21 protein-coding genes, 1 other RNA gene and 1 pseudogene are annotated in these 26,719 nt (G+C 51.5%); 11 read left to right on the top strand and 12 right to left on the bottom strand.

The window, feature by feature from the left end; translation table 11 throughout:
• Window positions 1-278 precede the first annotated feature (278 nt).
• Window positions 279-785 (bottom strand): hypothetical protein, encoded by a 507-nt coding sequence (locus tag JJD41_RS14260; protein WP_200667494.1) that lies wholly within the window; start codon window positions 783-785, stop codon window positions 279-281.
• Window positions 786-1,124: 339 nt separating this feature from the next.
• Here JJD41_RS14260 and serA point away from each other — a divergent pair, with 339 nt between their 5' ends.
• Together serA and prmA are read left to right on the top strand one after the other, a co-directional pair.
• Complete coding sequence (gene serA, locus JJD41_RS14255) at window positions 1,125-2,708, top strand: phosphoglycerate dehydrogenase (RefSeq protein WP_200667492.1); 1,584 nt, start codon at window positions 1,125-1,127, stop codon at window positions 2,706-2,708.
• A gap of 124 nt (window positions 2,709-2,832) precedes the next feature.
• Window positions 2,833-3,729, top strand: coding sequence for a 50S ribosomal protein L11 methyltransferase (prmA, locus tag JJD41_RS14250; protein WP_200667490.1), 897 nt, complete (start codon window positions 2,833-2,835; stop codon window positions 3,727-3,729).
• A 78-nt stretch (window positions 3,730-3,807) separates the two neighbouring features.
• Here the strand turns inward: prmA and JJD41_RS14245 are convergent, their stop codons facing one another.
• Window positions 3,808-4,401 (bottom strand): hypothetical protein, encoded by a 594-nt coding sequence (locus JJD41_RS14245; protein ID WP_234488828.1) that lies wholly within the window; start codon window positions 4,399-4,401, stop codon window positions 3,808-3,810.
• 68 nt (window positions 4,402-4,469) lie between these two features.
• Window positions 4,470-4,787, bottom strand: coding sequence for a thioredoxin (trxA, locus tag JJD41_RS14240; RefSeq protein ID WP_168571267.1), 318 nt, complete (start codon window positions 4,785-4,787; stop codon window positions 4,470-4,472).
• Window positions 4,788-5,007: 220 nt separating this feature from the next.
• Between trxA and fabG the strand changes: the two genes are divergently transcribed.
• Window positions 5,008-5,772: a 3-oxoacyl-[acyl-carrier-protein] reductase gene (gene fabG / locus JJD41_RS14235; RefSeq protein ID WP_200667488.1), complete on the top strand. Its 765-nt coding sequence runs from the start codon at window positions 5,008-5,010 to the stop codon at window positions 5,770-5,772.
• Window positions 5,773-5,902: 130 nt separating this feature from the next.
• Here fabG and pseI read toward each other — a convergent pair whose 3' ends face one another.
• From pseI to JJD41_RS14210, 5 genes are all read right to left on the bottom strand, one after another.
• The gene (gene pseI, locus JJD41_RS14230; protein ID WP_200667486.1) at window positions 5,903-6,952 is read right to left on the bottom strand and encodes a pseudaminic acid synthase; all 1,050 of its coding nucleotides are present in this window, start codon (window positions 6,950-6,952) and stop codon (window positions 5,903-5,905) included.
• Window positions 6,953-6,974: 22 nt separating this feature from the next.
• Window positions 6,975-8,510: a UDP-2,4-diacetamido-2,4,6-trideoxy-beta-L-altropyranose hydrolase gene (gene pseG / locus JJD41_RS14225; RefSeq protein ID WP_200667469.1), complete on the bottom strand. Its 1,536-nt coding sequence runs from the start codon at window positions 8,508-8,510 to the stop codon at window positions 6,975-6,977.
• Window positions 8,500-9,237 (bottom strand): cytidylyltransferase domain-containing protein, encoded by a 738-nt coding sequence (locus tag JJD41_RS14220; RefSeq protein WP_234488827.1) that lies wholly within the window; start codon window positions 9,235-9,237, stop codon window positions 8,500-8,502. Before JJD41_RS14220 ends, pseG begins: the two co-directional genes overlap by 11 nt.
• A gap of 139 nt (window positions 9,238-9,376) precedes the next feature.
• On the bottom strand, window positions 9,377-9,649 hold the full coding sequence (locus tag JJD41_RS14215; protein ID WP_200667459.1) for a hypothetical protein: 273 nt from the start codon (window positions 9,647-9,649) through the stop codon (window positions 9,377-9,379).
• 50 nt (window positions 9,650-9,699) lie between these two features.
• Window positions 9,700-10,488 (bottom strand): DUF2267 domain-containing protein, encoded by a 789-nt coding sequence (locus JJD41_RS14210; RefSeq protein WP_200669200.1) that lies wholly within the window; start codon window positions 10,486-10,488, stop codon window positions 9,700-9,702.
• A gap of 422 nt (window positions 10,489-10,910) precedes the next feature.
• Here JJD41_RS14210 and JJD41_RS14205 point away from each other — a divergent pair, with 422 nt between their 5' ends.
• The 3 genes and pseudogenes from JJD41_RS14205 to JJD41_RS14195 all read left to right on the top strand — a co-directional run bounded on the left by JJD41_RS14205 (window position 10,911) and on the right by JJD41_RS14195 (window position 17,719).
• Window positions 10,911-13,580 carry a colicin uptake protein gene (locus JJD41_RS14205; RefSeq protein ID WP_200667457.1) on the top strand — a complete coding sequence of 890 codons (2,670 nt, stop codon included), beginning with the start codon at window positions 10,911-10,913 and terminating at the stop codon, window positions 13,578-13,580.
• Window positions 13,581-13,784: 204 nt separating this feature from the next.
• Window positions 13,785-16,217, top strand: a pseudogene (locus JJD41_RS14200) (phosphoketolase family protein).
• 281 nt (window positions 16,218-16,498) lie between these two features.
• The gene (locus tag JJD41_RS14195) at window positions 16,499-17,719 is read left to right on the top strand and encodes an acetate/propionate family kinase (protein WP_200667455.1); all 1,221 of its coding nucleotides are present in this window, start codon (window positions 16,499-16,501) and stop codon (window positions 17,717-17,719) included.
• A gap of 7 nt (window positions 17,720-17,726) precedes the next feature.
• Here the strand turns inward: JJD41_RS14195 and JJD41_RS14190 are convergent, their stop codons facing one another.
• From JJD41_RS14190 to JJD41_RS14175, 4 genes are all read right to left on the bottom strand, one after another.
• A complete protein-coding gene (locus JJD41_RS14190; protein ID WP_200667453.1) occupies window positions 17,727-18,773 on the bottom strand; it encodes a DUF1611 domain-containing protein in 1,047 nt (348 codons plus the stop codon).
• Complete coding sequence (locus JJD41_RS14185) at window positions 18,751-19,815, bottom strand: dipeptide epimerase (RefSeq protein WP_200667444.1); 1,065 nt, start codon at window positions 19,813-19,815, stop codon at window positions 18,751-18,753. The genes JJD41_RS14190 and JJD41_RS14185 overlap by 23 nt, the downstream gene beginning before the upstream one ends.
• Window positions 19,816-19,890: 75 nt before the next feature.
• A complete protein-coding gene (locus JJD41_RS14180; RefSeq protein WP_200667442.1) occupies window positions 19,891-21,327 on the bottom strand; it encodes an MATE family efflux transporter in 1,437 nt (478 codons plus the stop codon).
• A gap of 355 nt (window positions 21,328-21,682) precedes the next feature.
• Window positions 21,683-22,255: a 2'-5' RNA ligase family protein gene (locus tag JJD41_RS14175; protein ID WP_200667440.1), complete on the bottom strand. Its 573-nt coding sequence runs from the start codon at window positions 22,253-22,255 to the stop codon at window positions 21,683-21,685.
• 48 nt (window positions 22,256-22,303) lie between these two features.
• On the opposite strand from JJD41_RS14175, the gene JJD41_RS14170 reads away from it, so the two are divergent.
• The 5 genes from JJD41_RS14170 to JJD41_RS14150 all read left to right on the top strand — a co-directional run bounded on the left by JJD41_RS14170 (window position 22,304) and on the right by JJD41_RS14150 (window position 26,711).
• Entirely contained in the window at window positions 22,304-22,570 is a 267-nt protein-coding gene (locus JJD41_RS14170) for a YciI family protein (RefSeq protein ID WP_200667438.1), read from the top strand.
• A gap of 66 nt (window positions 22,571-22,636) precedes the next feature.
• Window positions 22,637-22,733, top strand: an RNA gene (gene ffs, locus JJD41_RS14165) — signal recognition particle sRNA small type.
• Between the two features lie 95 nt (window positions 22,734-22,828).
• Window positions 22,829-23,236: a phasin family protein gene (locus JJD41_RS14160; RefSeq protein ID WP_200667436.1), complete on the top strand. Its 408-nt coding sequence runs from the start codon at window positions 22,829-22,831 to the stop codon at window positions 23,234-23,236.
• A gap of 34 nt (window positions 23,237-23,270) precedes the next feature.
• Window positions 23,271-23,750 (top strand): hypothetical protein, encoded by a 480-nt coding sequence (locus JJD41_RS14155; RefSeq protein ID WP_200667434.1) that lies wholly within the window; start codon window positions 23,271-23,273, stop codon window positions 23,748-23,750.
• A gap of 87 nt (window positions 23,751-23,837) precedes the next feature.
• Window positions 23,838-26,711, top strand: coding sequence for a two-partner secretion domain-containing protein (locus JJD41_RS14150; protein ID WP_200667432.1), 2,874 nt, complete (start codon window positions 23,838-23,840; stop codon window positions 26,709-26,711).
• The last annotated feature ends 8 nt before the right edge of the window (window positions 26,712-26,719 follow it).

The following is a 26,719-nucleotide window of genomic DNA, read 5'->3' as shown; positions in this document are numbered from 1 at the left end:
TCGCCGACGAACCCTGACGTTTCATCGGTTATATAAAAATGGCGTATAGATGCGACCCTCGCCGATCGCCCTCGTTTGCGGCCAAACGGGCGATCGCGCGGTCAAAGAAGTTTAAAAACTAGGCCAATTCGGGGGCGAATTTCCCCTCGATGCTCCCCAATTATTAGCACTGAGTTCTTACAATGTCTAGAGGGATTTACAAATATTTTTTGGCGATCGACGAAGCGAGAAGAGCGCGGCAACGGCGATCGCCCGCTCCCCGTTGCCGCGCTCTCGCACTAGAGTTGTTGGTACCCTTGCAAATTTTCCGGTTCTAACTTGCGTAACAGTCGCGACGCTTGGCGCGTCAGAGTTTCGCTTCCGGTGACCACGACTAAATACTTCCCCGCATTGAGGCGATTGCGATAGGGGAGGGCGTCGCCACTGCCGAGGGCAATCCCGACCCCGCCACCGACAAAAAAGCTGCCCATTGCTCCCGAAGCAGCTCCCAGCAACCCACCGACCAAGTGATTGCCGAGTTCCCCCGCCCAAGCGAAGGTATTCAAGCCCGTAATGATGCTGAAGGTCGTCCCGGCGGCAAATCCGAACGGAACCAACCATAGGGCCATAAATTTGATTTGTTTGTACGCTTGCTCGTTCGGGTCGATCAAGCCAAACTCATCGGCGCTTTTGTAGCCTTTGCCTAAAATTTGGATTTGATTCGCAGATAAGCCTTCTTTTTCGAGGGTACAGTACGCCTCTTCGGCCTGAATGCGATCGGGAAAAACGGCAACCAAATAATTCATAAACTAAAAAAACAAAAATCCTTGCGATTAAATAAAAATTTTAGAGCAATGGGGAGAATCGAGAACAGGGCAACCGGAGTGAAGCCGAGGCGATCGCCCCTTGCCAACCTAAAAAATTTCCCCCCTCGACCCTGTAAGCGCCCCATTTACGGTTAAAATGTCCTACTGCAGCAAGTCTGCCGAGTGGCGAGGTAAGCGCAAGATTGCTGCTTGACACCACCGATGTCGATCGCCCGTCAAGTCCCGAAGCTCGCCAATGCTAGGCGGCTATTGCGGCTCATGCATTCACCCTCAGTCGTTCCGGGACTATTGTTTTTTGTTGCCACTTAAACGCTGACCATGCCAAAGCTTCTCGTCTCCGATCCAATTGACCAAGCTGGGATTGATATCCTTTCGCAAGTTGCTCAAGTCGATGTCGAAACCAGTCTATCCCAGGAAGATTTAGTGCGCGTCATCCCAGAATACGACGCGCTGATGATTCGTTCTGGCACCCGCGTCACCAAAGAAATCATCGAAGCTGCCACCCAGCTTAAAATTATTGGCCGTGCGGGCGTCGGTGTCGATAATGTGGACGTTGCCACAGCCACTCGTAAAGGGATTGTCGTCGTCAACTCGCCCGAAGGCAATACGATCGCCGCCGCCGAACACGCGATCGCCATGATGCTCTCCCTTTCTCGCTACATTCCCGATGCCAACCAATCGGTCAAAAGCGGCAAGTGGAACCGCAAGGCGTTTGTCGGTACCGAAGTTTATAAAAAAACCCTCGGGATCGTCGGCTTGGGGAAAATTGGCTCCCACGTCGCCGCCGCCGCTAAAGCGATGGGCATGAAATTGATTGCCTACGATCCGTTCATTTCCACCGAACGCGCCGAACAAATCGGCTGTCGGTTGGTCGATCTGGATTTGCTTTTCCGCGAAGCCGACTACATCACCCTCCACGTTCCCAAAACCGCAGAAACGGCGAACATGATCGACGCCGCCGCCTTGGCGAAAATGAAGCCCAACGTGCGGATTGTTAACTGCTCCCGAGGCGGGATTATCGACGAATCCGCCTTAGCGGAAGCCCTGCGGGAAGAACGGATCGGCGGCGCCGCTTTAGATGTTTTTGAAAACGAACCCCTCGAAGCCGATTCCCCCCTGCGCAGTGTCGGCAAACAGTTGATTCTTACCCCGCATTTGGGCGCTTCTACCGCAGAAGCTCAAGTGAATGTGGCGATCGATGTGGCCGAACAAATCAGGGATGTTCTGCTCGGATTGCCCGCCCGTTCGGCGGTCAACATCCCCGGACTCTATCCCGACGCCCTCGAAAAACTCAGACCTTATCTGCAACTGGCCGAAACGTTGGGTAATTTGGTCGGACAAGTTGCAGGGGGTCGTATCGAGTTGCTCAACGTCCGGATGCAAGGGGATTTGGCCAACAACGACAGTCAGCCCGTGGTCGTCGCCGCCCTCAAGGGTTTGTTATCCCAAGCCCTGCGCGAGCGCGTCAATTACGTCAACGCCAGCATCGAAGCCAAAGAACGGGGCATCCGCGTGATCGAAACCCGCGATGCATCGATTCGCGACTATGCCGGATCGCTTCACTTGGAAGCTAAGGGATCGTTAGGAGATCACGCGGTGACGGGGGCTTTGTTAGGGGATGGTGAAATCCGAATCACCGATATTGACGAATTTCCGATTAACGTTCCCCCAAATCACTATATGCTGTTTACAAGACACCGCGATATGCCGGGAATTATCGGTAAAATCGGGTCTTTGCTCGGCAGTTTTAACGTCAATATTGCCAGTATGCAAGTCGGTCGCAAAATTGTACGCGGCGATGCGGTGATGGTTTTGAGTATTGACGATCCCCTGCCGGATGGATTGCTCGATGAAATTAAGAAAGTACCGGGGATCCGGGATGCCTACACCGTAACGCTGTAAGCGGCGATCGCCACTGAATCACAAGGAAAGGGGATCGGTGGGGTCGCGGACGACCGGATCTCCCGCCCCTCTCCTCTCGGTGCATTCCCCAACTGCTCACCCCCGAAGTCTTCAATTGCAAACTATGGCCAACAATTGGTGGGAAATTCAAGTGCTGTGCGATCCCGCTCTGGAAGATTCGATCTTCTGGCGCTTGGAAAGTTTCGGCTGTCGCGGGATGGCTACGGAGCTAAAGGGTCATTCCTGTTTGATTTCCACCTATCTGCCCCAGGAACGCGCTCAAATGCTGGATTTGTCCGCGCTTTCCCTACTGTTGCGCCAAGATGCTCTCGCGATCGGATTGCCCACTCCCGCGATGCAGTGGAATTTAATCGAGGAGGAAGATTGGGCGATCAGTTGGAAAAAACATTGGCACCCGCAAGAGATCGGCGATCGCTTTTTGATTTATCCGGCGTGGCTTCCCCTTCCGGAACAGTGCGATCGCCTGCTCCTACGCTTGGACCCCGGCGCCGCTTTCGGTACGGGTGCCCACGCCACCACTCAACTTTGTCTCGAAGCGTTAGAAATGCGTTTGGGCTTCGATCCGAGCGATTCTGGGGTACAAGTGGCCGATATCGGTTGCGGTTCGGGAATTTTATCCATCGGGGCGCTGTTGTTGGGCGCCGGGAAAGCCTACTCGGTGGATATCGACCCCCTCGCCGTTCGGGCCGCCCGTCGGTGTCGCGAACTCAATAAAATTCCCGAGTCGAAAATGTTAGTTAAACTCGGCAGTGTCGAACGGGTCAAACAACTGATCGAAGAACCTGTCGATGGGATTATTTGCAATATCCTCGCCGAAACCATTTTAGATTTAATTCCCGAGATGGATAATATTTGCAAACCGAGTACCTGGGGAATTATTAGTGGGGTACTGCTCGAACAAGCGAAACCTGTCGCCGATACTCTCGAACAGCATGGCTGGGTCGTCGCGACTCTCTGGCGGCGTCAAGATTGGTGCTGTTTTAATATTCGGCGGTCTTGAGATTTTAGAGTTTAGATTTTAGAGTTTAGATTTTAGAGTTTAAATTTTAGATTCTAGATTTTAGACGATCGCACGGTTCTAGGATGACCCGAGTTTTCTCAAGAGTGGGATTAAATAATAGCGGCTGTAAAAGAATGCATAAAAGCTGTTGATGGCAACGATCGCCCCGCGCGCGATCGCATGGGTAAAAATTGGCAAAATTTGCACGCTCGCTAATAAGACGATCGCCAGTTCTACCGATGCGACCCACCGACCATAATGGTTCGGATCCCAGTAAGAAAACGGACTGATAAACCGATAAGAACTAAAAGGGAAAAAGTGACGGTGGGCGTCGTCGTGATGGACGGGTAAATCTCCGAAACAATGGAGCAGAATGCTCAGACAGAAGATTTTTCCCTCCATGAAATTGAAGACATGACAGGCGATCGCCCCGAGAATCGCTAAGGGAATCGAATGCAAGATCGCCACGATATTCTGTAACCGTGGATGCCAATAGCCCTCCGTCCAAATTTCCCGTTCCGATCGCCGGAGAACCCATTTCGAGTAAAAATAAAACACAAAAATCGGTAAATCTGGGGCGATCGCCCCGACGACGATCGCCCCCGGATATTGAGAGAGGGAAACTTGGCTAAAAATGGCCAAATTCACTAACGCATGAGATGGCGTATTCAAAAGTTAAACGCTCAAACAATAACGGCTGAGAAGAGAACGCAGAACAGACTTAAAAACGGGCGATCGATTTACAACAAAGGTTCGAGTTCTGCAATTAGTTGTTCGGCGCTTCTGAGTCCTTCAAAACGCTCTACAGGTTTGCCCGCTTTAAATAAAACTAACGTCGGTAATGCATAAATATGATGATCCGTGGCTAAATCTGTATATTTCTCCGTGTCGATCTTGACAATTTTTAGCCGTTGTTTGAGTTTGGCATTAACTTCGTTCAGAATCGGCACCATCATCTGACAAGGCCCGCACCAATTGGCATAAAAATCGACCAACACGGGCAACTCCGATTGTTGGAGCATTTCATCAAAACTGTTGAACTGTTTTTTGACGGCCATCAGTCACAAACACCATTAACGGTGTGGCGTGAAAACATTTCTATGATAGCGAGACTTGGGTGCAAGTGCGATCCCGTTTTTCTAGAAATGCACAAATATCGATCGCCGTTAGATGCGATGAGAATCGGCGCAGCTTGCGAGAGAAAACAATCCCATGCGCGCGATCGCATTTCACCTTAAAATAAGTGAGTTTGCAATCAAGTGAAAAGGGAAAAAATTAATGGAACTCTTGCCAGAGTCCGTACAGAAATTGCGCGATCGCGTGGCGATCGTTACCGGAGGATCCCGGGGCATCGGACGGGCGATCGCGATCGCCTTGGCAACCGAAGGGGCCACCGTCGTCGTCAACTACGCGCGATCGAGTAGCGCCGCCGATCAAGTCGTCAGCGAAATTACCGCCGCCGGAGGACAGGCGATCTCCGTCCAAGCCGACATGTCCAAAAGCGACGAAGTAGACGCCCTCATCAAAACCACCATCGAACAATGCAGCCGCGTTGATATTCTCGTCAATAACGCCGGAATCACCCGCGATACCTTGCTTCTGCGCATGAAACCCGAAGACTGGCAAGCCGTCATCGACCTCAACCTCACCGGAGTTTTCCTCGCCACCCGGGCCGTCGCGAAAATCATGCTCAAGCAAAAATCCGGTCGCATCGTCAACATCGCCTCCGTCGCCGGACAAATGGGGAACCCCGGACAAGCCAACTACAGCGCCGCCAAAGCAGGGGTCATCGGCTTTACTAAAACCATCGCCAAAGAACTCGCCAGTCGTGGCGTCACCGTCAACGCCGTCGCCCCCGGTTTCATCGCCACTGACATGACCAAAGATCTCAAAGCCGACGACATCCTCAAATTTATTCCCCTCGGACGTTACGGACAACCCGCAGAAGTCGCCGGAATGGTTCGCTTCCTCGCCGCCGACCCCGCCGCCGCCTATATTACAGGTCAAACCTTCAATGTTGATGGTGGCATGGTGATGAGTTAGCATCACCAATAGGGACACGGTATTGTCGTGTCCCTATCGTAGATTAAACCTTAAAATCCATCAACCCAGTCATCCTTTCTCCCAATAAATCTCAATCTAAAATCTAAAATCTAAAATCTAAAATCTAAAATTAAATCACGTCCCAACTTACCGGAGTTCCCTTTTTTAAATCTTTTTTAACCACTTTCCCCAGCAAGATTTGATAATATTTGGGCGACAACCCCAACCCCGGACGAATCGCCCGCAAATTCTCCGGAGTAAAACAGTCTCCCGCCTTCATGTCTCGCGCCACATATAAAGAACGACGAAAGCCCATTGAAGCCCTTTCTGCGTCACTCGGGCCGTATTGAATTCGCCCCAATGATTGCCAAGCTCTCTGGGTTTCGATCGCCAATTGTTGCATGTCCTGTGGTTCCATCGAAAAAGCGGAATCGACACCCCCATCGGCTCGTCTGAGGGTAAAATGTTTTTCGATAAATGTGGCTCCAAAAGCCACACTCGCCACCGCAACGCCGACACCCATCGTGTGATCGGAAAGACCGACTTCGACATCAAAAAGTTGGCGTAAATGGGGAAGAGTTCGCAAATTACTATTTTCCGGTGTCGCCGGATAGGTACTCGTACATTTTAATAAAATGAGGGATCGACATCCCGCTTCTTTCGCCGTTCTCACCGTTTCATCTAATTCGGCGATCGTCGCCATTCCTGTAGAAATAATTAACGGTTTTCCCGTACTGGCAACTTTACGAATTAACGGCAAATCGGTATTTTCAAAAGACGCAATTTTATAACAAGGAACGGCTAGAGATTCGAGAAAATCAACGGCAGTTGCATCGAAAGGCGTACTGAAGCCGATGATGCCTAATTGTTGGCAGCGATCGAAAATAGGCTGGTGCCATTCCCAGGGAGTATGTGCTTTTTCGTAAAGTTGGTAAAGAGAATAACCGTGCCAAAGGCTATCGGGATTGTTAATAAAAAACTCTTCTTCGGCGAGGTCGAGGGTCATCGTCTCCGCCGTATAAGTTTGTAGTTTAACTGCGGAAACTCCAGCCGCCGCCGCCGCTTCGACAATCTCTAAGGCGCGATCTAAAGATTGATTGTGATTGCCGGACATTTCAGCCACAATAAAGGGCGGATGCTCGATTCCAATCGAATAGTTACCGATTTTAATCGTGTTCATGGTTATTGAATATTATTTAATGTTATTGAATATTATTGAAATATTCTTGTCTAATTAAAGATAGACACAGGGCTGGCTGTCCGCGATAACTAATGTTTTCCTTAAATTTAAAATGGCATTTAGAAAAAGCTTTAATCGAGGGTTTATTGGTCGGTTTGATATAGGCGTGGACGATTGGAACGGTGGTGTTTAAAAATAGCTTTTGCGTTCCCAAGCGAATCAAATGGGTTCCGTAACCCAAACCGCGAAATTGGCGATCGATATTGATAGAAACAACGGCTTCGTTCTCGACAATTAAATAGCGAATCGAACCGATCGCGCGATCGTCGCGATCGAGTGCTAAATAAATTAATGAATTCGGATTATTCAAGTGCGATCGCCACCATTGCACGTGATGTTCCCAAGGGATGGGATCGCTGGAAAATGAGGTATTTCTTACATCCGGATCGTTGGCCCATTGCCACAGTAACCGACAATCGCGATCCTGGGGCGATCGCAATCGAATCTTTTCACCTTCTAAAAGCATTAAAACTCGTTCGCTTCCTTCTCCATCTACGAGTTGACAGGCGCGTTGCGAGATTTGCGCGCGTTTAGTTTTAGAACCTAGTAAATCTGCGATCGCCTGCGTCATTCTATTGAGGTCTAACTCTCGATAGTCTCCTAAATTAATAGCGATCTTTTCTTTGGCTAAAGTTTCGGCGATCGCCCGTTGATTTTCTGCGAGAATCACTGTCAAACTCGGCAATCCCATAAACGCCAATTCCCAACAGGTACTCCCTCCGGCTGAAATCCCTAGATCGGCCCATGCCATTAATTCTGGCATATCGGTGATATTTTGCAGCAACCGAATTGAAAACTTTGAAGATCGAGCCGCTTTTTCGAGACTAGAATAATGGGGGTTACTTCCACCGATGACGATCGCAACATCTAAATCCGAGTTGTCTAAATGTTGTAAGGCTTGAATGACTTTTAAAGTCACGTTATCGCGATCGCCGCCACCTAATGTGACTAGAATTTTACGGGCGATCGGGGCAATTTCTCGTCGCCATCCCCGCCACGCCCAAAATTCACAGCGCAGTAAGGCGTAACGAGTGCCGAGTAACAGTTGGGTGTCGGGCGATCGCTGTTTGTAAAAGCTGTCATTGGCGTAAATATTTTGATTTAATATCCAATTCGCATAATAACTTTCACCATGTCCGTAATCGTCTAAAAATAAAAAATTTAATCCCGCTTCCGCGATCCTTTTTTGATACTTAGTTTTAAACTGATAGCCGTCTAAAACCAAGTATTTTATGTTCAATTTACGAGAAATTTCTATAGTTTTTTGGCAATCTTCTACACTACCGGGTTGCGGTTCAATTTCGATTGCTTTGATTCCTTCTGCGTTGAGGCGATCGGCGATCGCGCGGCTACAATCAGCCATAACGAAGATCGGGCGATCGCCGTTTTGTTTGGCAGCTTGTGCTAATGCCAAACAGCGCATCACGTGACCCGTTCCGATCGCTGTAGAGGCATCGGCGCGAATCAGAAATTTGAAGTTTGACTGATTATTGCCCATATTTTTTCTGTTCTATATGGGTATTAATTTTCGACCATTCTGGATGCTCTTCTAACAATATTAAACAATTTTTCAAGGTAAGTGGTTTTCCTAAAGTACACGAGCTTCTGATAATTTTTTCAATTAATTGAAAATCTTCCGGTGTATCGACCGTCCAGCGATGATGACTGTTATCTTCTTTATCCTTTAAATGAGCGATTCGATAGCGTTGGGGCTGACGGTAAATAAATGGGGTAACGTGTTCGCGATTGGGTTGGGCGGTTGCTTCTTGAAAAGCTTCTTCTAAACTCTTAAAAGAAAAGATTTCTGCATCCATTCCTCGGGGATAAGTTCTCTCCAAACAGTTGGAGAGATAATTGACTTGAGGCTGACTGTCGAGATAACTTTGAATGAGGCGATCGACGAGTTCGGGATCGATCAGGGGACAGTCGGAAGTGACGCGAATAATTGGATCGATTTGATACGTTTTTGCGGCGTGATAATATCGGGAAAGTACGTCATTTTCCGAACCGCGATAGTAAGGAATAGCGAGGCGATCGCACCATTCAATAATTGGATTATCCGTTACGTTTGTTGTCGTTGCTACAATAACGCGATCGGCCAGTTGAACTCGTTGTAATTGTTCGAGGTGATATTGCAAAAGCGGTTTGTCGAGAACGGGTTTTAATACTTTTCCCGGTAAGCGAGTTGAGGTCATTCTCGCTTGCGTGACGATACCGATGTTCATTTTTAGGGATCTACGCTACGCCGAAATCGACTCAATTAGTATAGCATTGAGGCGGGCGATCGCCAAAAAGTACGGCAAATAATGCCGTACTTTCTCGGGCTTCTAAATCTTGGTGAATTTAGAATTTATAGAACTGGGATTACCACCATCGGCGATCGCCATTCTCATCCATTCTCGCTTGGCGAATCACGTCAGAAATTTCTTCCGCATCTCGCACGTGATGGAGGGCTTCTTTATTTCCTTCTCCATCTTCAACGATAAAATAGGTGGGAATTTTAACATGTTCCATCGTAATATCCGCAACATCTACCGCGACTTGACGGGCTTTTTCTTCTAAAGTTTGCGGTTCGTTAGGAACGTAATCGCCAGGATTAATTGTTAAGTTTTTCGGTTCGTGTTCTTGGGTTTTCATTTCGATAATTTCCTCAACTTTTCAGACAGAATTTATTAAACTTAGATCGTTCAGGCGTTTTGCCACATTTGCTGAATTCTACCGGGCAGAAACTCGCTAATTTCTTCGACGCGATCGCGGGATAATTCATCTTTAGTGGCGGCAAAAACCGCACGAATTACCGTTTCCGGATCCGTATAGCGCGGAATACCGCCTTCTTGGGCAACCCGTCGCACGAATAAGTCAGCATCGATCTTCAGAGGCGGACGAATTCGACCGATCCAGGTGACAATGGGATTGGTATCCATCCACAAATCCACAATCTCATCTTGCAGCGCTTTATTATCACTAGAAATAGCTTGTGTATGTAATTGATCCGCGACTTTATCCACTGTTTGATTGGGCATCAAATCGCGCATCGTTCTAAACACGACTTCGCTGAGATTGCGCGCGTCAAAAATATCCGGAAGAGCAGCTTTTACCCTAACTTTTTCTAAGAAAGAAACTTGCCGATCGCCGATCGCGCGCTGCTGTGAATTTTCCGCGAGGGATTCCGGGGGGTTCGCTTCCATTTTTTGCAGCATTTCCCGGCCCTTGTCGGTAATTTTTGCCGCTTTAACGTTTACAGGGGCGCTCAGTTTCGAGACCTGTTCGGCGTGGGGGCTGCCCGTATATTCGACTTCAATATAGCCATTGCGATTGAGATAGTCGAGATTGCCGAGTAAGGTTTTCTCATCGACGGGATTGCTGCCAAAATCTGCCGCCGAAAACTCGATCTGGGGGTTTCCTTCAGCTTCCCCAGCGTCGCGCAGTTTTTTGAGTAAAATATAGGTAATGTCTTCTCGAATGGCGATGGTCATGTCGGTCAATATCAAACAACAATTAACTAAAGTGGAAAAAGAGAAAAATCTTTAATCTCACAGTAATTATCTTAACGAACATAGAGAAATAACCAATCTCTCGTTGGTATGAACTTTATTCCAAACAGCGATCTAACTGAAGTATGATTTCAAAGGGCGATCGCGCGCACTCCACGATCGCCCGATCCCCCATGAGATCGAAATCACAGGCGGAATTTAAAAAAGCCGATAGGACTGAGGAACCATCGAAAATCGGTCGAGAAATCTCGGCGCGATCGCCACTGACTCGCCGATCCCCCAGTCCGGCGAAGCAGTTAATCGGTCGATTCGAGTCGATCTCCAGCCGATCGCGCGACGATTTAAGACAGATTTAAAATGGAGATATTTCACGCTCAAAATCCTGCGAGCAAAGGATATTTAACATGGGTAAACCCGAGCAAATTGCCGAAGCGAGCGATCTCGATTTATTCACGGCTAATGGAGTCATTCGCCTCAAACCCCAACAATATATCCATGTTTTAGATAACAATACCGGGATTACCCGACTCGAACTCGGGCCGCAAACGGTAACCTTACGCGATCACGAACGATTAGTCTTAAAAGCGCACCCCACGATCGTCGTTCCACCCCGTTATTACTGCATCGTTGCCAATCCCGTTCGCCGCGACGAAAATGGAGAACCTCGCGTCAACGATCGCGGTGAAATTGAATTGCGTTATGGCGATCGTGAAATTCGTCTGTCTCAAGAACCGTTCCCACTTTATCCCGGAGAACAACTCGATTGTGACGTTACTCAACTGCAAGTTGTCGAAACAAATTGCGCCCTAAGATTGCGAGCAATTCGCGATTTTACCGAGACCCGAACCGTCACTGAGGACGGAGAAACGCGCACGGAAGCGATCGATCGCGTTGCGGGAGACGAGTGGTTATTTGAAGGGCCGGGAACCTACATTCCTCGCATCGAAGTTGAAGTCATCGAAACCGTTAAAGCGACGGTGATTAAAACCAATCAAGCTTTACGTTTATTAGCCCGACAAAATTGCATCGATCGCCAAGGATACCGACGGCGAGCTGGAGAAGAATGGTTAGTACGAGAAGAAGGAGCCTATTTACCGGGAGTTGACGAAGAAATTGTCGGTATTATTAAAGCTTTTATCCTCACCGATCGCCAAGCTTTACATCTGAAAGCCAAACGCACGTTTACCGATATTTTCAATCGGCAACGCAAAGCCGGAGACGAGTGGCTGGTTACATTTCAAAATGCCGAAATTCATATTCCCGACGTTTACGAGGAAGTCATCGGGGAAGTTCAAATTACCACGTTAAGCGATCGTCAATGGTGCATTGTCGTCGATCCGATCGATGAATTAGGTAAGCCTCAATTTGGAATGCGAGAAGTCCGTCAAGGACGAACCTCTTTCTTTTTACATCCCGGAGAATCCTTAGAAAACGGCATTCAAGAAATTTACGTCCTCGGGGAACGCGAAGCCCTTTTATTGCGAGCGAACGAAGCATTTAGCGAAGGTGAAGCAGACGCGATCGTGCGGCGCAATCCGGGGGATTTATGGATGATTAACGGTCCGTGCGACTATATCCCTCGGGTAGAGGTCGAAGTCGTTGAAAAACGCAAAGCTATTCCCCTCGATAAAAATGAAGGGATTTACGTGCGCGACATTCAAAGCGGGGAATTAAAATTAGTAAGCGGTCCGCAAGCTTATATGCTGACCCCTTACGAGGAGTTGTGGGAGAAAGAATTACCGCCCGTTGTCGATCGATTATTGGGGCGAAAAAACGACGCGATCGCCGATCGCGGCGACTACGTAAATCCGGGGGATGAAGAAAATTTAGAACGAGCGCGCTTACCTTTTTCTACATCGCACGATCGCGATCGAACTCGTGCGGTCGTCTTTCACGTTCCGCAAAATGCCGCCGCTCAAATTCACGATTATAAAGAACGCAGCGCCCGCACGGTTTTCGGTCCCGATTTAGTCATGCTCGGTCCCGACGAAGCCTTTACGGTGTTGAGTTTGTCCGGCGGTAAACCCAAACGTCCTAACCTCATTAAATCCCTCGCTTTACTGTTAGGACCGGATTTCATGACCGATATTTTTACGGTGGAAACTTCCGACCACGCCCGCCTGCAATTGCAGTTATCTTATAACTGGTATTTCGACGTCGATAAAAGCGACGAAGAACAGACGGCAAAACTGTTTCAAGTCCCCGATTTTGTCGGCGATGCTTGTAAGGCGATCGCCTCGCGGGTACGCGGATCGGTGGCGGGGGTTCACTTTGACGAATTTCACCGCAATTCGGCGCGAATTATTCGCCAAGCGGTGTTTGGGTTGGACAATGAAGGTCACATTCGCGATGAATTTCGATTCCGCACGAACAATCTCGTGATTACCAATATCGACATTCAATCGGTCGAACCCGTCGATGAAGAGACCTTAAAAAGCTTGCAAAAGTCGGTTCAAATAGCCATTCAAATTACCACCGACGCCCAAGAAGCTGCAGCCCGTCACGATGCCGAACGCATCGAACAAGAAGCGCGGGCGCGATTGGAACGTCAGGGAATCGTCGATAAAAGCGCGGCGGAAGTCGAGCGCAAAAACCTATTAGAATTACAGGCGGAAAATGCGGCGATCGAAACCACCGGACAGGCGATGGCGGAGGCGCGCGCCAAAGCACAAGCGGCTCAAATTCAAGGGGAGTTACAGGTTAATTTAGCCCAACAAGATGCGGAAGCGGCGAGAATTCGCGCGCAAGTGGAATTAAACCAACTGCGTGCCCGTCAGGAAGCCGAACTCGCTCACCGTCAAACCCTCGATAATTTAGAGGTTGAAAAAGCCCGACAAATGGCGGAGATTACCAGTGTAGAATTCGCCCAAAAAGTTTCGGCGTTGGGGGCGGAAACGATCCGGGCGATCGCCCAATCCGGACCGGAAATGCAAGCCCGACTGTTGGAAGGGTTGGGACTGCAAAGCGTGTTAATTACCGATGGCAACAATCCGATCAATTTGTTCGGAACGGCGAATGGATTGATCGGGGGATTTTCATCTAATTCACCGCGAGAGATTGCCGAAGATGAATAAGTTTGGGTAAAAAAAGTTGAGTTTTTCAATGCCTTAAATTTGTCAACGTCGTCGAGATCTACCCAGAGGGGGAAGCGATCGCGCCGGACGATCGCTAGGATGCTAGTGGACGTTCAAAGCATTTGAAAAACTCAATAATTTGATTTTTGGGAAATTCGGCGCGATTGCCGAATTTCTCGCGACGGTGTATTTAGGAGATTTTTTATGACCGTGACCCCCATCAAAACTCAATCCGGTCCCGAAATCGATGTGGGGCAAGTTCGCGAACACAACCGAGAACAGTTAGAGGCGATCGCCCGCTACCGCCGCGCGGCGAATTATCTCGCTGCCACCCAAATTTATCTCAAAGATAACGTACTTTTGCGAGATCCCCTGCAACCGGAACATATTAAAGATCGTTTGTTAGGTCATTGGGGAACGACCCCGGGCATTAACTTAATTTACGCCCATCTCAATCGCCTCATTCGTCGCTACGATGTCAATCTATTTCTGGTCACCGGACCGGGACACGGGGCGCCCGCTAACTTGGCCAACCTGTATCTGGAAGGCTCGTTGCAAGAGTTTTATCCGGAATTGACGTTCGACGCGGCAGGTCTTCACGACTTTATCAAACGGTTCTCCTGGCCCGGGGGCTTCCCGTCTCACTTATATCCCGGCATTCCCGGCACGATTCACGAAGGGGGCGAACTCGGCTATGCCCTGGCGACTTCCTTCGGCGCGGTGATGGACAATCCCGATCTCATCGTTGCCTGTATCGTCGGCGATGGCGAATCGGAAACCGGGCCGACGGCGACGGCGTGGCACAGCTATAAGTATATCGATCCCGCCGAGTCGGGAGCGGTGCTACCGATTTTACACTTAAATCAGTACAAAATTTCGAGTCGCACGATCTACGGATCGATGAGTGATGAAGATTTACTTCACTTGTTTTCCGGCTATGGCTATCAAGTGCGAATCGTCGGCGACGACGACCTCGATGCGGACCTCTACGCTTCGATGGATTGGGCTTATCAGGAGATTTGCCGGATCCAACAGGCCGCCCGATCCGGCGAACCGATCGCCCAACCGCGCTGGCCGATATTAATTTTGCGATCGCCGAAAGGACTCTCGGGGATCGAGGAACTGCACGGCGAACCGATCGAAGGCTCCTATCGATCGCACCAAGTTCCGGCCAAACACGTTAAAAGTCAGGAAGGCGAACGCCAAAAATTAGAACGATGGTTGCGGTCCTACGGTCCCGAGGAGTTGTTCGACGAGTCCGGCACGCCCGAACCGGACATCCTCACCCTTTGTCCGCAAGGCGATCGGCGGATGGGCTGCAATCCGCATACTTTTGGCGGACGGATGCGCGAGGCCCTCAATTTGCCCGACTTGTTCGAGTCGGAAGTCCCCGTGGAACGCCAAGAAACGGACGGCACTTGCAAGCGGGGCGATCGCCAACTCGGCAATACGGAACAATTAGCCAAATATCTCAAACAGGTTATCGCCCTCAACCCGCAAAATTTCCGGATTTTCAGCCCGGACGAACTCGAATCGAACCGTTTGGGCGAAGTGTTCGACCTGACCCAACGTAATTTTCAATGGCCTACCGATGCGGACGACGAAAATATCGGATCGCGCGGCGGTCGCGTCTTAGAAGTGTTGAGCGAGCATAACTGTCAGGGCTGGTTGCAAGGTTATTTATTAACCGGACGTCACGGTTTATTCCCGTCTTACGAAGCATTTTTAGGGATCGTGACGACGATGATGGATCAATATGCCAAGTTCGTAAAAGTCTCTAAAGAATTTCCCTGGCGTCTGCCCGTCGCCTCGTTAAACTATCTCGAAAGTTCGACGTTATGGCGACAGGAACATAACGGATTTTCTCACCAAAATCCCAGTTTTCTCAATAGCGTTCTCGACCAAAAAGCGGAGTTTGCTCGGGTCTATTTACCCCCTGATGCGAACTGCTTAATCAGTACCTTAGACCACTGTTTGCAGAGTACGGGTTATGTCAATTTAGTGGTGGCGAATAAGAACCCGATGCCGCAATGGTTGTCAATGGAAGAGGCGATCGCACACTGCCGCGCCGGGGCCTCGGTTTGGCCGTGGGCGAGTACGGATGATGGGGTCGATCCGGATGTGGTTCTCGTCGGAATTGGCGACGTTCCTACCGTCGAAGTGCTGGCGGCGGCTCATATTTTGCGATCGTAAATGCCTCATTTGCGAGTGCGCGTGGTTAATGTGACGGACTTGTTAGTTCTCGAAGAACAATCCGAACATCCTCACGGTTTGGATGCGGATATGTTTGAGGCGCTATTTACGAGCGATCGCCCGGTGATTGTCAATTTTCACGGCTATCCTTCTCTCATCGAACAACTCATTTTCGGTCGTCCGAATCTCGATCGCTTCCATATTAACGGCTATCGCGAAGAAGGCAATACGACCACGCCGTTCGATATGTTAGTTCGCAATCGAGCCAGTCGTTATCATCTGATTATGCAGGCGATTCGTTTGGGTTCTCGGCGCAATTCTCGGGTCGCCGCCCACGCGAACGATCGCGTCCGCCATTACGAATACGTGTTAGCGGAACACAGCAAATATATCTGTGAAAATGGGGTCGATCCTGCCGAAATTACGAACTGGCAGTGGTGTTAGTCGCTCCTTTTAAAAGAAGGATGAATTGAGAGAGGTTCTCAGGGCGATCGAAGGGAGCCTCTCTCTTCGCCGATTTTGAAATGATGCGGTGTATTTAGCCTGATTTTAAGGTCATCAGCTATGCTTACAGCAATTCGCGCTGTCATGAGTTACAAGAGGCAAAGATCCCCCCAACCCCCCTTAAATCCCCCTAAATCCCCCTTAATAAGGGGGATTTAGGGGGATCGGCACTGTACCTCGATCGGATCGCCCGAGTGCTGTATGAGAGTTTATGAAAGTTTATGAAGATTTTAGTTTTAAATGCCGGATCTAGCAGTCAGAAAAGTTGCCTTTATGACATAAAAAATCGTCCTAAAATAGTACCTAATTCTCCCTTGTGGGAAGCTAAAATCGATTGGACTCGTCACGGGGGAGTGGCGGAATTAACGGCAAAAAAAGGGGAGCAAAGATTAGAGAAAACATTAGCAATTAAAAACCCTACAGAATCGAGATCGCCCGCGATCGCGCAGATGTTAAAAACCTTGTGGGAAGGGAAAACAAAAGCGATCGCCCACCCTCAAGAAATCGATGCCGTCGGACATCGCATCGTTCACGGCGGCGACCAGTATCGATCGCCCGTGACGATCGATCGCGATGTCAAACGCACGATCGCCGAATTGTCCTCCCTGGCTCCATCGCACAACCCCGCCAATTTAGAAGGAATCGAGGCGATCGAAGAGATTTTACCGGAAATTCCCCAGGTTGCCGTCTTCGATACCGCCTTTCACGCCCACTTACCGCCGGAAGCGGCGATTTATCCCGTGCCTTACGAGTGGTACGATCGCGGCATCCGCCGTTATGGATTTCACGGCATCAGCTATCAATATTGCAGCCAGCGCGCCGCACAACTGTTGGGCAAACCCTTAGAAAACTTGCGCTTGATTGCCTGTCATTTAGGCAATGGCTGTTCTCTGGCGGCGATCGCCGGAGGGCGCAGTATCGATACGACGATGGGATTTACCCCGTTAGAAGGCTTGATGATGGGGACGCGATCGGGATCCGTGGATCCGGGACTGCTACTCTACTGGCAACAACAGCACGATCTCACGCCGGAAGATGTAGATAACATGCTCAATCGATCGTCCGGTTTGAAAGGAATTTCGGGCGTTTCCGGCGATTTGCGCGAGCTCGACGCGGCGATCGCCCGGGGAAACGATCGCGCCCGACTGGCGTTGAAATTATACCAAAAATCCCTCAACGCTCACCTCGGATCGATGCTGGTGGCGTTGGGAGGCGCGGACGCGATCGTATTTACCGGAGGAGTCGGCGAACACCACCCGCAAATTCGCGAGGCGGCGTGCGAGGCGTTGGCGCTGATTGGCGTTAAATTAGATCCGCACAAAAACGATCGATCCCCTGTGGATACGGATATCGCCGCGCCGGATTCGAGGGTGCGAGTCTTGCTGGTGCGGGCGCGAGAAGATTGGGAGATCGCCCGGGAATGCTGGCACGAGCTGCGTTAGCACCTGCCTAGCACCCGACCAAAGCATCCAAAATCGGATCGGCACTGAAGCGCACGGGGTCGGCACAGGGTAACCCGGTTTCCCGTTGCACGGCGGCGATCGCGCCTTTCGCCCCCGCATCGTCTAAATCTCTGGTATTGAGGGCGATCGCGGCGACGGGAACCGGGGCGAATGCCCCCGCCGCGTGGGCGATCGATTCGTAGATTTGAATCGCGGCGGGTAACGGTGGAATCGGGACGTGAGGGTGATTGCGAATGTGGGTTTGTCCGGCGCGGTGAACCAGAACTAAGTGAGTCGGTTGGGAGCCGCGAATCAGGGGTAAAGTGGCGGTAGAACCGGGATGAAATAAGGAACCCTGCCCTTCGACAAACACCAGATCGCGATCGCGACCGTAACGCATCACCATTTGTTCGACGGCCCCGGCGGCGAAGTCCACGCGCACCGCATCGAGGGGAATCCCTTCCCCCGAAATTGCCAGTCCCGCCTGTCCGGTGGCGAGGAATTGAGAGCGCAAACCGCGATCGCGCGCCCGTCGGTGCAGTTCGATACTCGCCGACATCTTACCGATCGCCATATCGGTTCCCACCGTTAACACCCGCTTACACGAGAGTTCCCGGGCTTGGGCGCTGCCAATTTGCAAGCCGACGGGTTCTTGACGGATGTCCCAAATCCACTGACCGGGGCGCAAACTGTGGCGTAATTCCGGATGGTTGGCGAGGGAAGTATGCAACCCGTTGACGATCGAGACTCCTGCGGCGATCGCGTGTTGGAGTTCCATAAACCACGACGGCGGGAGCCCACCCCCGGGGGGCGCGATCCCGATCGCCAGAATATCGGGATGGTAGGTGAGGGCCTCTTCGACGGACTCGACAATCGGAACCTCGCGATCGATTCCCGTTAATTCCGGGAGCGATCGCCCCGCGCATTCGCGATCGATGACCGCGACGATCGTCGCTTCGCTGTAGCGCAATAACGTCAATCCAGTTTTGCCGATACTGCCGAGAATGCCCTCGTGCAGGAGGATAGCGACTCTACGATCGGGAGTGAGTTGCACGGTGTTGGACTCCTAAACCGGGTAAATCGTTGGGAAGTAAACAACCTCGTTGCATCGTCGCCCCCTCGAAGGGATCGTCGCGCAAGTTGAGGTGACTGTCTAAATCGAGATAGTCGGCGAGGGGAGAGAGTTGGGCGAGGGCGCTATTCGCTAAAATACTGTCGGAATAGCAACCGAACATCACCTGCAACCCGCAGGCTTTGGCGGTATGAATCATCCGCATGGCTTCACTCAAGCCGCCAGATTTCATCAGTTTGATATTAATGCCATGAACCCGGTCTGCCAATGGGGGGATATCGGCACTGGTGTGACAGCTTTCATCGACAAAAATCGGTAGAGGGGAACGGTCGTAAAGTTCCCGTAATTCGGCTCTGGCGACGACGGGAAGGGGCTGCTCGACGTATTTAACCCCTTTTTGGCCTGCCAGCCAATCGCACATAATTATTGCCTCTTCTAGAGACCAGCCGCCATTGGCATCGACGCTGAACTTCAGTCGCGGCGGGGTTTCGCGGGCGATCGCCTCGAACATGGCGCGATCCGCGTCGATCCCGTCCGGGGATCCGAGTTTGACTTTAACCGCTTTAACTCGCACGAATTTGAGCCAATCTTGTAAGCGTTCGATCGCCTTTTCCGGGGAACCGATCCCGACGGTCACCGACGTGGGGACGATGCGCGATCGCTGTAAGCCCCATAATTGCCATAACGGCAATCCCGCCTTTTTGCCGATCCAGTCCCACAGGGCCGTATCGAGGGCCGCTTTCGCCGCCGAGGGTAATTTCCATTCGATCGCCGCCAGTTCGATTTGTTGGCGGTCGAAGGGAGACCAACAATCGGCCAGATTGAAGATCGGTTCGAGGGAACGGGCGATCGTCTCCGTGGTTTGGGGCGGTCCGCCCGCCGAAAACGGGGACGCTTCCCCCCATCCTTCGATCCCGTCGTGTTCGACTTTGAGCCAAAGATTGGTACTTTCTGCGGTCGTTCCCCGACTGATGGTCAGGGCGAAGCGTTTGCGAACGGTAAATGGGGCGATCGACACGCGCATGATAGATCGAAACAGCTTGGGAACAGGACACTTTCGATTGTAGCGAGCGGGCAGCGCGCGATCGCCCCTGGGCAGTTATTCGATCTCCAAGGTCTGCTCTCCACCTGTTTTCAATTCCAAGACCCCCTGCGATCGTGCAGTTTCACCCTCGAACTTATCGGAAATTAGAGCATAAAAACGCCAGGGCAAAATCAGGGCGGCAACTCCCAAACCCAGCACCCAACCCCACCACAATCCCAAACTCCCCCAGCCCAACTTAAACGCCATCCAATAGGCAGAAACCAAACCGACCCCCCAATAAGAAAACAAACCGATCGCCATCGGGATGCGGGTATCTTTTAAACCGCGTAACGCACCTGCTGCAATAACTTGAACCCCATCAAAAATTTGAAAAAATGCAGCAATTCCCAACAGCGAAATCGCCAACTCGACCACCGCACTATTTTCCGGATTACTTACGTCGAGATAAACCTCAACAATCGATCGCGGAAATTGCCAGACACACACCGCCATAACTGCCATAAACAAGCCGCCGATGCCCATACCCACCGATCCGGCCCGTTTCGACCCTTGCCGATCTTTGCGTCCCAGTTCGTGACCGACGCGCATGGTCGTCGCGTAAGAAATACCCACGGGGACCATAAAGGTAATCGAGGCCGTTTGGAGGGCAACATAATGGGCGGCGAGGGGAACCGTCCCCAGGTATCCCATTAAATACGTAGTCACGGTAAATAAACCCGCTTCAATGGCCAATAAAATACCACTCGGCCATCCAATGTGGAGGATTTCCCAAAAAACGGGGGGATAAAAATGGCGGATGGTTGCAAAAATTCGATACGGTTTAAACTCTTTTTTAAGCTGGATAACGGCCACTGCCGTTAGGAAAGCAGCCCAGAAAGAAAAGGTACTCGCCCAACCGATCCCGGCTAACCCGAGTTCGGGAAATCCGAATTTACCAAACATTAAAATGTAGTTGCCAATTACATTAATTGGCACGCTGCCGATGACGATCGCTAAAATAATATTGGGACGGTGAATGGCAGAATAAGTATTGCGTAAAACAATAAATCCCATTGCACCGGGAAAGCCCCAGACGATCGCGCGCAAATAGGTTTGAGCAATGGCTACAGTCTCGGGATTTTGACCGAAGTGGACAGCGATCGCTGCAAAGTTCCAAATGACGATCGCGATCGGGATCGAAACCCCCATTCCCAACCACAATCCTTGTTCGGCAATTCGGCCAATTTTTTTGTATTCTCCAGCCCCATAGGCTACAGCAGCCATTGCCCCGACAGAGGATAACAGCCCGGTTCCAATTAAAAGAAGGGTACTAAATGAAATCGAACCTAATGCCCCAGCCGCTAAACGTTCGCTACCCAACCATCCCATCATGATCGTATCGACAAAATTGGTCGAGGCTTGAGCGAGTTGGGCAGCCGCTAAGGGAATTGATAATTGTAGGCAGGCTTTAACTTCCGATAAAATCGGTGATTTTGCTGCGATTCTTTCCATCAGATTTTAATTCCCTGAATTGTCCGATCGCCAAGTTATCAGATCGATATTGTTTTGATTTTAGGGTAAGGTTAAATTGCTCTTAAATCGATCTTAAACTCGTCATGGCGATCGCTCGAAATGCTATTTTAACTTTGAAATTTTACGATTCACTTCACCCGATGGGGGGATCTGATGGGGTGAAAGGATGTCAATTCTAGGGAATGGGAATGGGGAATCGGGAAGAAATCGTTTTTAAGGCAAAAAAGAGAAGATCCGCAAGGGTTTCTAAAAATAGCAAAACCCCCGGAGGGACAAGGCAATGCCCGATCGTTAGCGTCTCTTTATCTTTTATCTGTCTATATCTATCTATCTTTTAAGCATTATGGTTTTCTTCCCCCTCAAAGGGAAACTGGGTGTAAATCTGCCACTGACGATCGCGGTGAAGGAGTAAAGTTAACTCGGGAACGGTAAATTGGGCGGCAAAAGGGCGATCGCGAAATTCGGGCCAAGCTGCTTTAAAGGCTTGCCGTTTTAAATCTTTAAAGGCCACGGTCATGTGAGGGGAAAAAGCGCGTCCTCGGGCGCGATCGTCTACAATCCCTAAACGGCGTTCTAAATCAAGTGCTAACTCGGCTTGGACTTGTAAAAGTTCCGGTGTTTTTTCGACATGAATATAGATGACCCGAGGGGGAAAAGCCCCGAACCCGGAAAGGGCGATCGCGATCGGATCGTGAAATCGGGCAAATTGGCGCAACAGTTCGGTCAGGCGATCGAGATCCTCCTCAACCCATTTAAACGGGGCTTGTAAAGTCACGTGAGGGGGAGATTTGAGGGCGTGAGAACTGCCGTAGCGATCGGCAAAATCCTGCTTGATGGCGGTGACCTCCGCTTGCAGTTCGGTCGGAGGCAAGAGCGCGATAAAGTAGAGACGGGGAGATTTTTCCATGGAAAATGAACCGAAATTCAGCAATAACAACGAGAACCGTTAAATAAAATGCCTTGGTTTGCCAAAATTGAGGAAGGAATTGTCGAAAAACCGATTTTCGACCAATATGTAGAGGCTCACAAAGCCTACGTGAGCGATCTCAACGCCAAAGGACATCAAGCCAAAACGGGCTATTGGGCGGGCGCAGCCGGGGGAATGTTGCTATTTCGAGCAACATCGATGGAGGAAGCCCGGGCCATTGTCGAAGCCGATCCCCTGGTGGTCAATGATTGCGTCAAATACGTGCTTTACGAGTGGCGCGTGGTGGTGGAATGAGGGATTTTTGGGGATTTTTCAGCCCGAACCCTTGTTTTCTCCTTTAATAATGATATGCTAGTAAGCGATCCGGACCCATGCGATCGCAACGCCTAAACCTTGTCAGACCCGGAAGGGAGCAGCAACACGGGATGCTTGCGGTAGGCGTGGACTCCGGGTCACTTTTTAGGACTGGATTTCAACTTCTGGTCACTCGGCAGGTTTGCACCCTATCCTGGAATCAGTACCGTAATTGCATAACAAGGAGCAACAGTCGTTATGGCTGGTTTCGGAGATGTGGTTCAAAAAGCCTTCTATCTCGGGGTGGGTTTGGCGTCCTATGCGGGAGAAAAAGCGGGAACCAAACTGACCGAGTTACAAAAACAAGCCCAAAAGTTAGCGGACGAACTGGTAGAACGCGGGGAGATGAGTACGGACGAAGCCCGCCGTTTTGTCGAAGATATCGTCAATCAGGGTCGTCAGTCGGTGAACGAGTCGGCGGGAGACGAGACACCGAAAGAACCGCGTCGCATCGAAATTCTCGAAGATGAAGAAGGGGAACCCGGGGAGACGGAAGCGCAAGCACCGACACAAGCCCCCCAGGGTAAAGGTTCCGACGATGTAGACCAACTGCGCGATCGCGTGCGATCGCTTCAAGACGAACTGCGCCGCCTGCAAAACGAGTAGTCTCGCCGAGGCTGTAGTGACATGGCAAAAGCTTATGGAAAATTGGCCGACTGATTTATTTAAACTCCTCGAAAGCGCCGCCGAAGATGTCGAAGGCTTTTTTCAGGACTTAAGCGAAGAGGTCAACGAATTTTTTGACGAGTTGGCGAAGATTCCCGAACAAATCACCCGGGATTTTAACGACGGTGTGGATTTAGTAGAAGAACTGGAAGAGGGATTTTTTCTCGAAATCGATCGCTTTTTCTTGGAAGTCTTCGATCCGACCCTCGCCGAGGAATTAAACCGATTCGATTTAGAAGACCTCTTCGATTTAGATCGGTCCCTCGATGAAGACTCTCCAGACCCCCCCCAGCCGTTCGTGACTTACGTCCGACCCACCCAAGGGCGACATCCGGCTTGTGTAGGATGCAATCACTATCACGGTCACGTTTACGGCGGTAATTTGCTCGTGTGTGGGATGCATCCTTACGGTTGGGATGGAGAAAGCTGTCCCGACTGGGAATCGGAAGTTTAGCGAAGTCGGCGCCGACTGTCGCGCCGCTTCCCTCGCCAACTGTTGGGGGTCGGGTGTTGTACGAATTCACGACGATCGCCTAAGCCTATGAATAACGCTACAACAACACGACGGCGAACCTCTACGGATCGCCGGAGAACTGCTTTTTTTGCAGCGATCGCCTGTTGTGTCTTCGCATCGGGTACGATCGAACGACAGGCGATCGCTCAAATCGTTCCCGATGGGACCTTACCCGATCGCTCCACGGTCACCGTCGAAGGAAATACAATTCAGATTACCGGAGGAACGGCGCGATCGCGCAATTTATTCCACAGTTTTGAAAGCTTCTCGATCCCTACGGGAACAACCGCCACCTTCGACAACCCCCTAACGATCGAAAATATCTTTTCGCGGGTGACCGGAACCGACCTGAGTAACATCGACGGTCTCCTCCAAGCCAACGGCGGCGCCAACCTCTTTTTAATCAACCCCAACGGCATCGTTTTCGGGCCGAATGCCTCCTTAAATGTAGGCGGTTCCTTTGTTGCAACCAGTGCGGACGCGGTCTTATTCGACGACGGCAGCCGTTTTAGCGCGATCGCCCCTCAAACCGACACTCTCCTCACCGTTAGCGTTCCCGTCGGCTTGCAGTTGGGGGACAATCCCGGGGCGATCGCCGTCAACGGAATCGGACTCGGGCGCGGTTTTGCCACCCCAGATTTCGACGGAACCGAAACGGCGACCCAGAACGTCGAAACCGCGCGCCAAGAAATCGCCTTTCAACTGAGCATTCTCGCCCGCGAAGACGGGTTGGGGGTCCGACCCGATCGCACCTTAGCCCTCGTTGGCGGTCCGATTGTCTTAGACGGGGCCTTATTAAAAGCCCCCCAAGGTCGGATCGAGTTGTGGTCCGGTCGCCACGGACAACTGAAAACGACGGGAACACGAGGAGAATTCGGGTTTGAAGAAACCTCCCCCTTCTCCTCATTTCAAGATATCTCCATCACCAACGAATCCGGCTTATTCACCGGGTTGGGCGGCGATGGCGGCGTCCGCGTACACGGGCGCAATCTCACCATTACCGGAGGATCGGAAATTCGTTCCGACAGTCTCGGCGAAGAAGATGGGGGCGAAATCGCCCTAGAAGCGTCGGAAGTCGTCGAAATTAGCGGGGTTTCCAGGGATGGCACCTCTCGCACGATCGTCGGATCTGGCGCCTTCGGCAATGGCGATGCGGGTAGCGTCGAAGTGCGCGGAACCCAATTAAACGTGTTGGACGGCGGCTGGATTACCGTGGGAACCGTCAGCGACGGCGAAGCGGGAACGATCGCGATCGCCACCTCAGAATCGGTAGAATTAAGCGGAATTCCAGTGAATGGCCAATTTGCCAGCATCCTCGACGCTTCCACCGTCGGAGTCGGCAACGCCAGCAATGTCGATATTACCACCCGGCGCCTGACGATGCGCGACGGCGCCCAAGTGCGGGTGCGAACCTTCGGCCCGGGACGGGGAGGCAACTTGACCATCCGCGCCTCAGAATCGGTGCAGTTGAACGGAACCGACCCCGAAAGCGGAACATCGACCCAAATCGAGGCGACCGCTTACAGCAGTGGCGATGCGGGGGAAATCGAGATCGTCACCCCCTTACTCAGTTTGAGCGACGGCGCCCAAATCGAAGCCGCCAGCAACGGGACGGGAAAGGGCGGCAGACTGGAGATCGAGGGGGCCGAGTTAGTAGATATTGCCGGAGTCAGTGCGGACGGGGAACGCAGTTTGCTGACGACGAAAGGGTTTGGCGCGGGAGATGCGGGGGACGTGACCGTGAGAACCCGCCGTTTGATCGTGCGCGATGGCGGCGAAATCGGGACGAGTACCTCGGTGGACGGGGTCGGCGGGTTGATGTTGTTGGAGGCGTCGGAGGCGATCGAGTTTAGAGGGACCTCGCCGGATGGCAGTTTGCCGACCTTAATCACTGCCGATACCGACGGGGCGGGGAATGCGGGGAACGTGACGATTGCCACTCCCCGCTTGACGGTGGGCGACGGGGCGATCGTGGTCTTGGGAACCTCTGGGGAAGGGAATGCGGGCCGTTTGCGCTTAGAAGCGGCGGAAAGCGTCGAAATTGTCGGGAATGCTCAAATTGACGCGCGCACCCTCGGATCGGGCAATGGCGGCGGCATCGCGATCGCCACGGACCGCCTCCAGGTGGCCGACGGATCCCGGATCGGCGTCAACGGGGAAGGGACGGGAACCCCCGGCAATATTGAGATTGCGGCGTCGGACGTGGAACTCGATCGCGGCGCCTTGCAAGCGTCATCGGCGATCGGAAAAGGGGGTAATATTGACCTGCGATCGCCCGATATTCTCTTACGCAATGGCAGCGAAATTGTCGCCGCAGGCAGTCAAACCGGGAATGTTACTCAGGAAGGCAATATCACGATCGCCGCCGAAACTTTGGTATTGCTCGAAGCCAGCCAGATCGTCACCAGCGCCACGGACCCTCAAGGAGGCAGCAATATCGCCATTGGCGCCATCCGAGGAGACGAGTTATTAGTTCTGCTCTCTCCCGACAGTATTATCAATGCCCGAGGACAGTTGAATATTGACGGCGATATCGATATCGAACCCGCCAATCTGCCCGAAGTCGAGGTCGCCGACCCGGATGCGGCGATCGCGCGCAGCCCTTGCAATCCCGAACAACTCGCCGAAAGTACTTTCGCCATTCGCGGACGCGGTGGCTTACCCGTCAATCCCGGTCAACCCCTCAGCCGCGACGGGGTGTCGGTGGAGTTGGTCGAACCCGTCTGGGAGACCCGGGGGGAACCCTCGGCGACAGACTCATCCCGCGATCGCCCTTCGGATCCTTTAATCGAGGCGCGCGGCTTCGATCGCACTGCCGACGGCCAAATCTTGCTGACGGCGGCGCGATCGTCCGGTGCCAGTTCGCCGCCTCACATAATAGAATTATGTCCTCAAAGGTGAAATACAAA

It is taken from the genome of Oxynema mangrovii CENA135, from assembly GCF_016632315.1.
GTDB classification, from domain to species: Bacteria; Cyanobacteriota; Cyanobacteriia; order Cyanobacteriales; family Laspinemataceae; genus Oxynema; species Oxynema aestuarii.
This window is presented reverse-complemented; position numbering and strand designations above follow the sequence as displayed.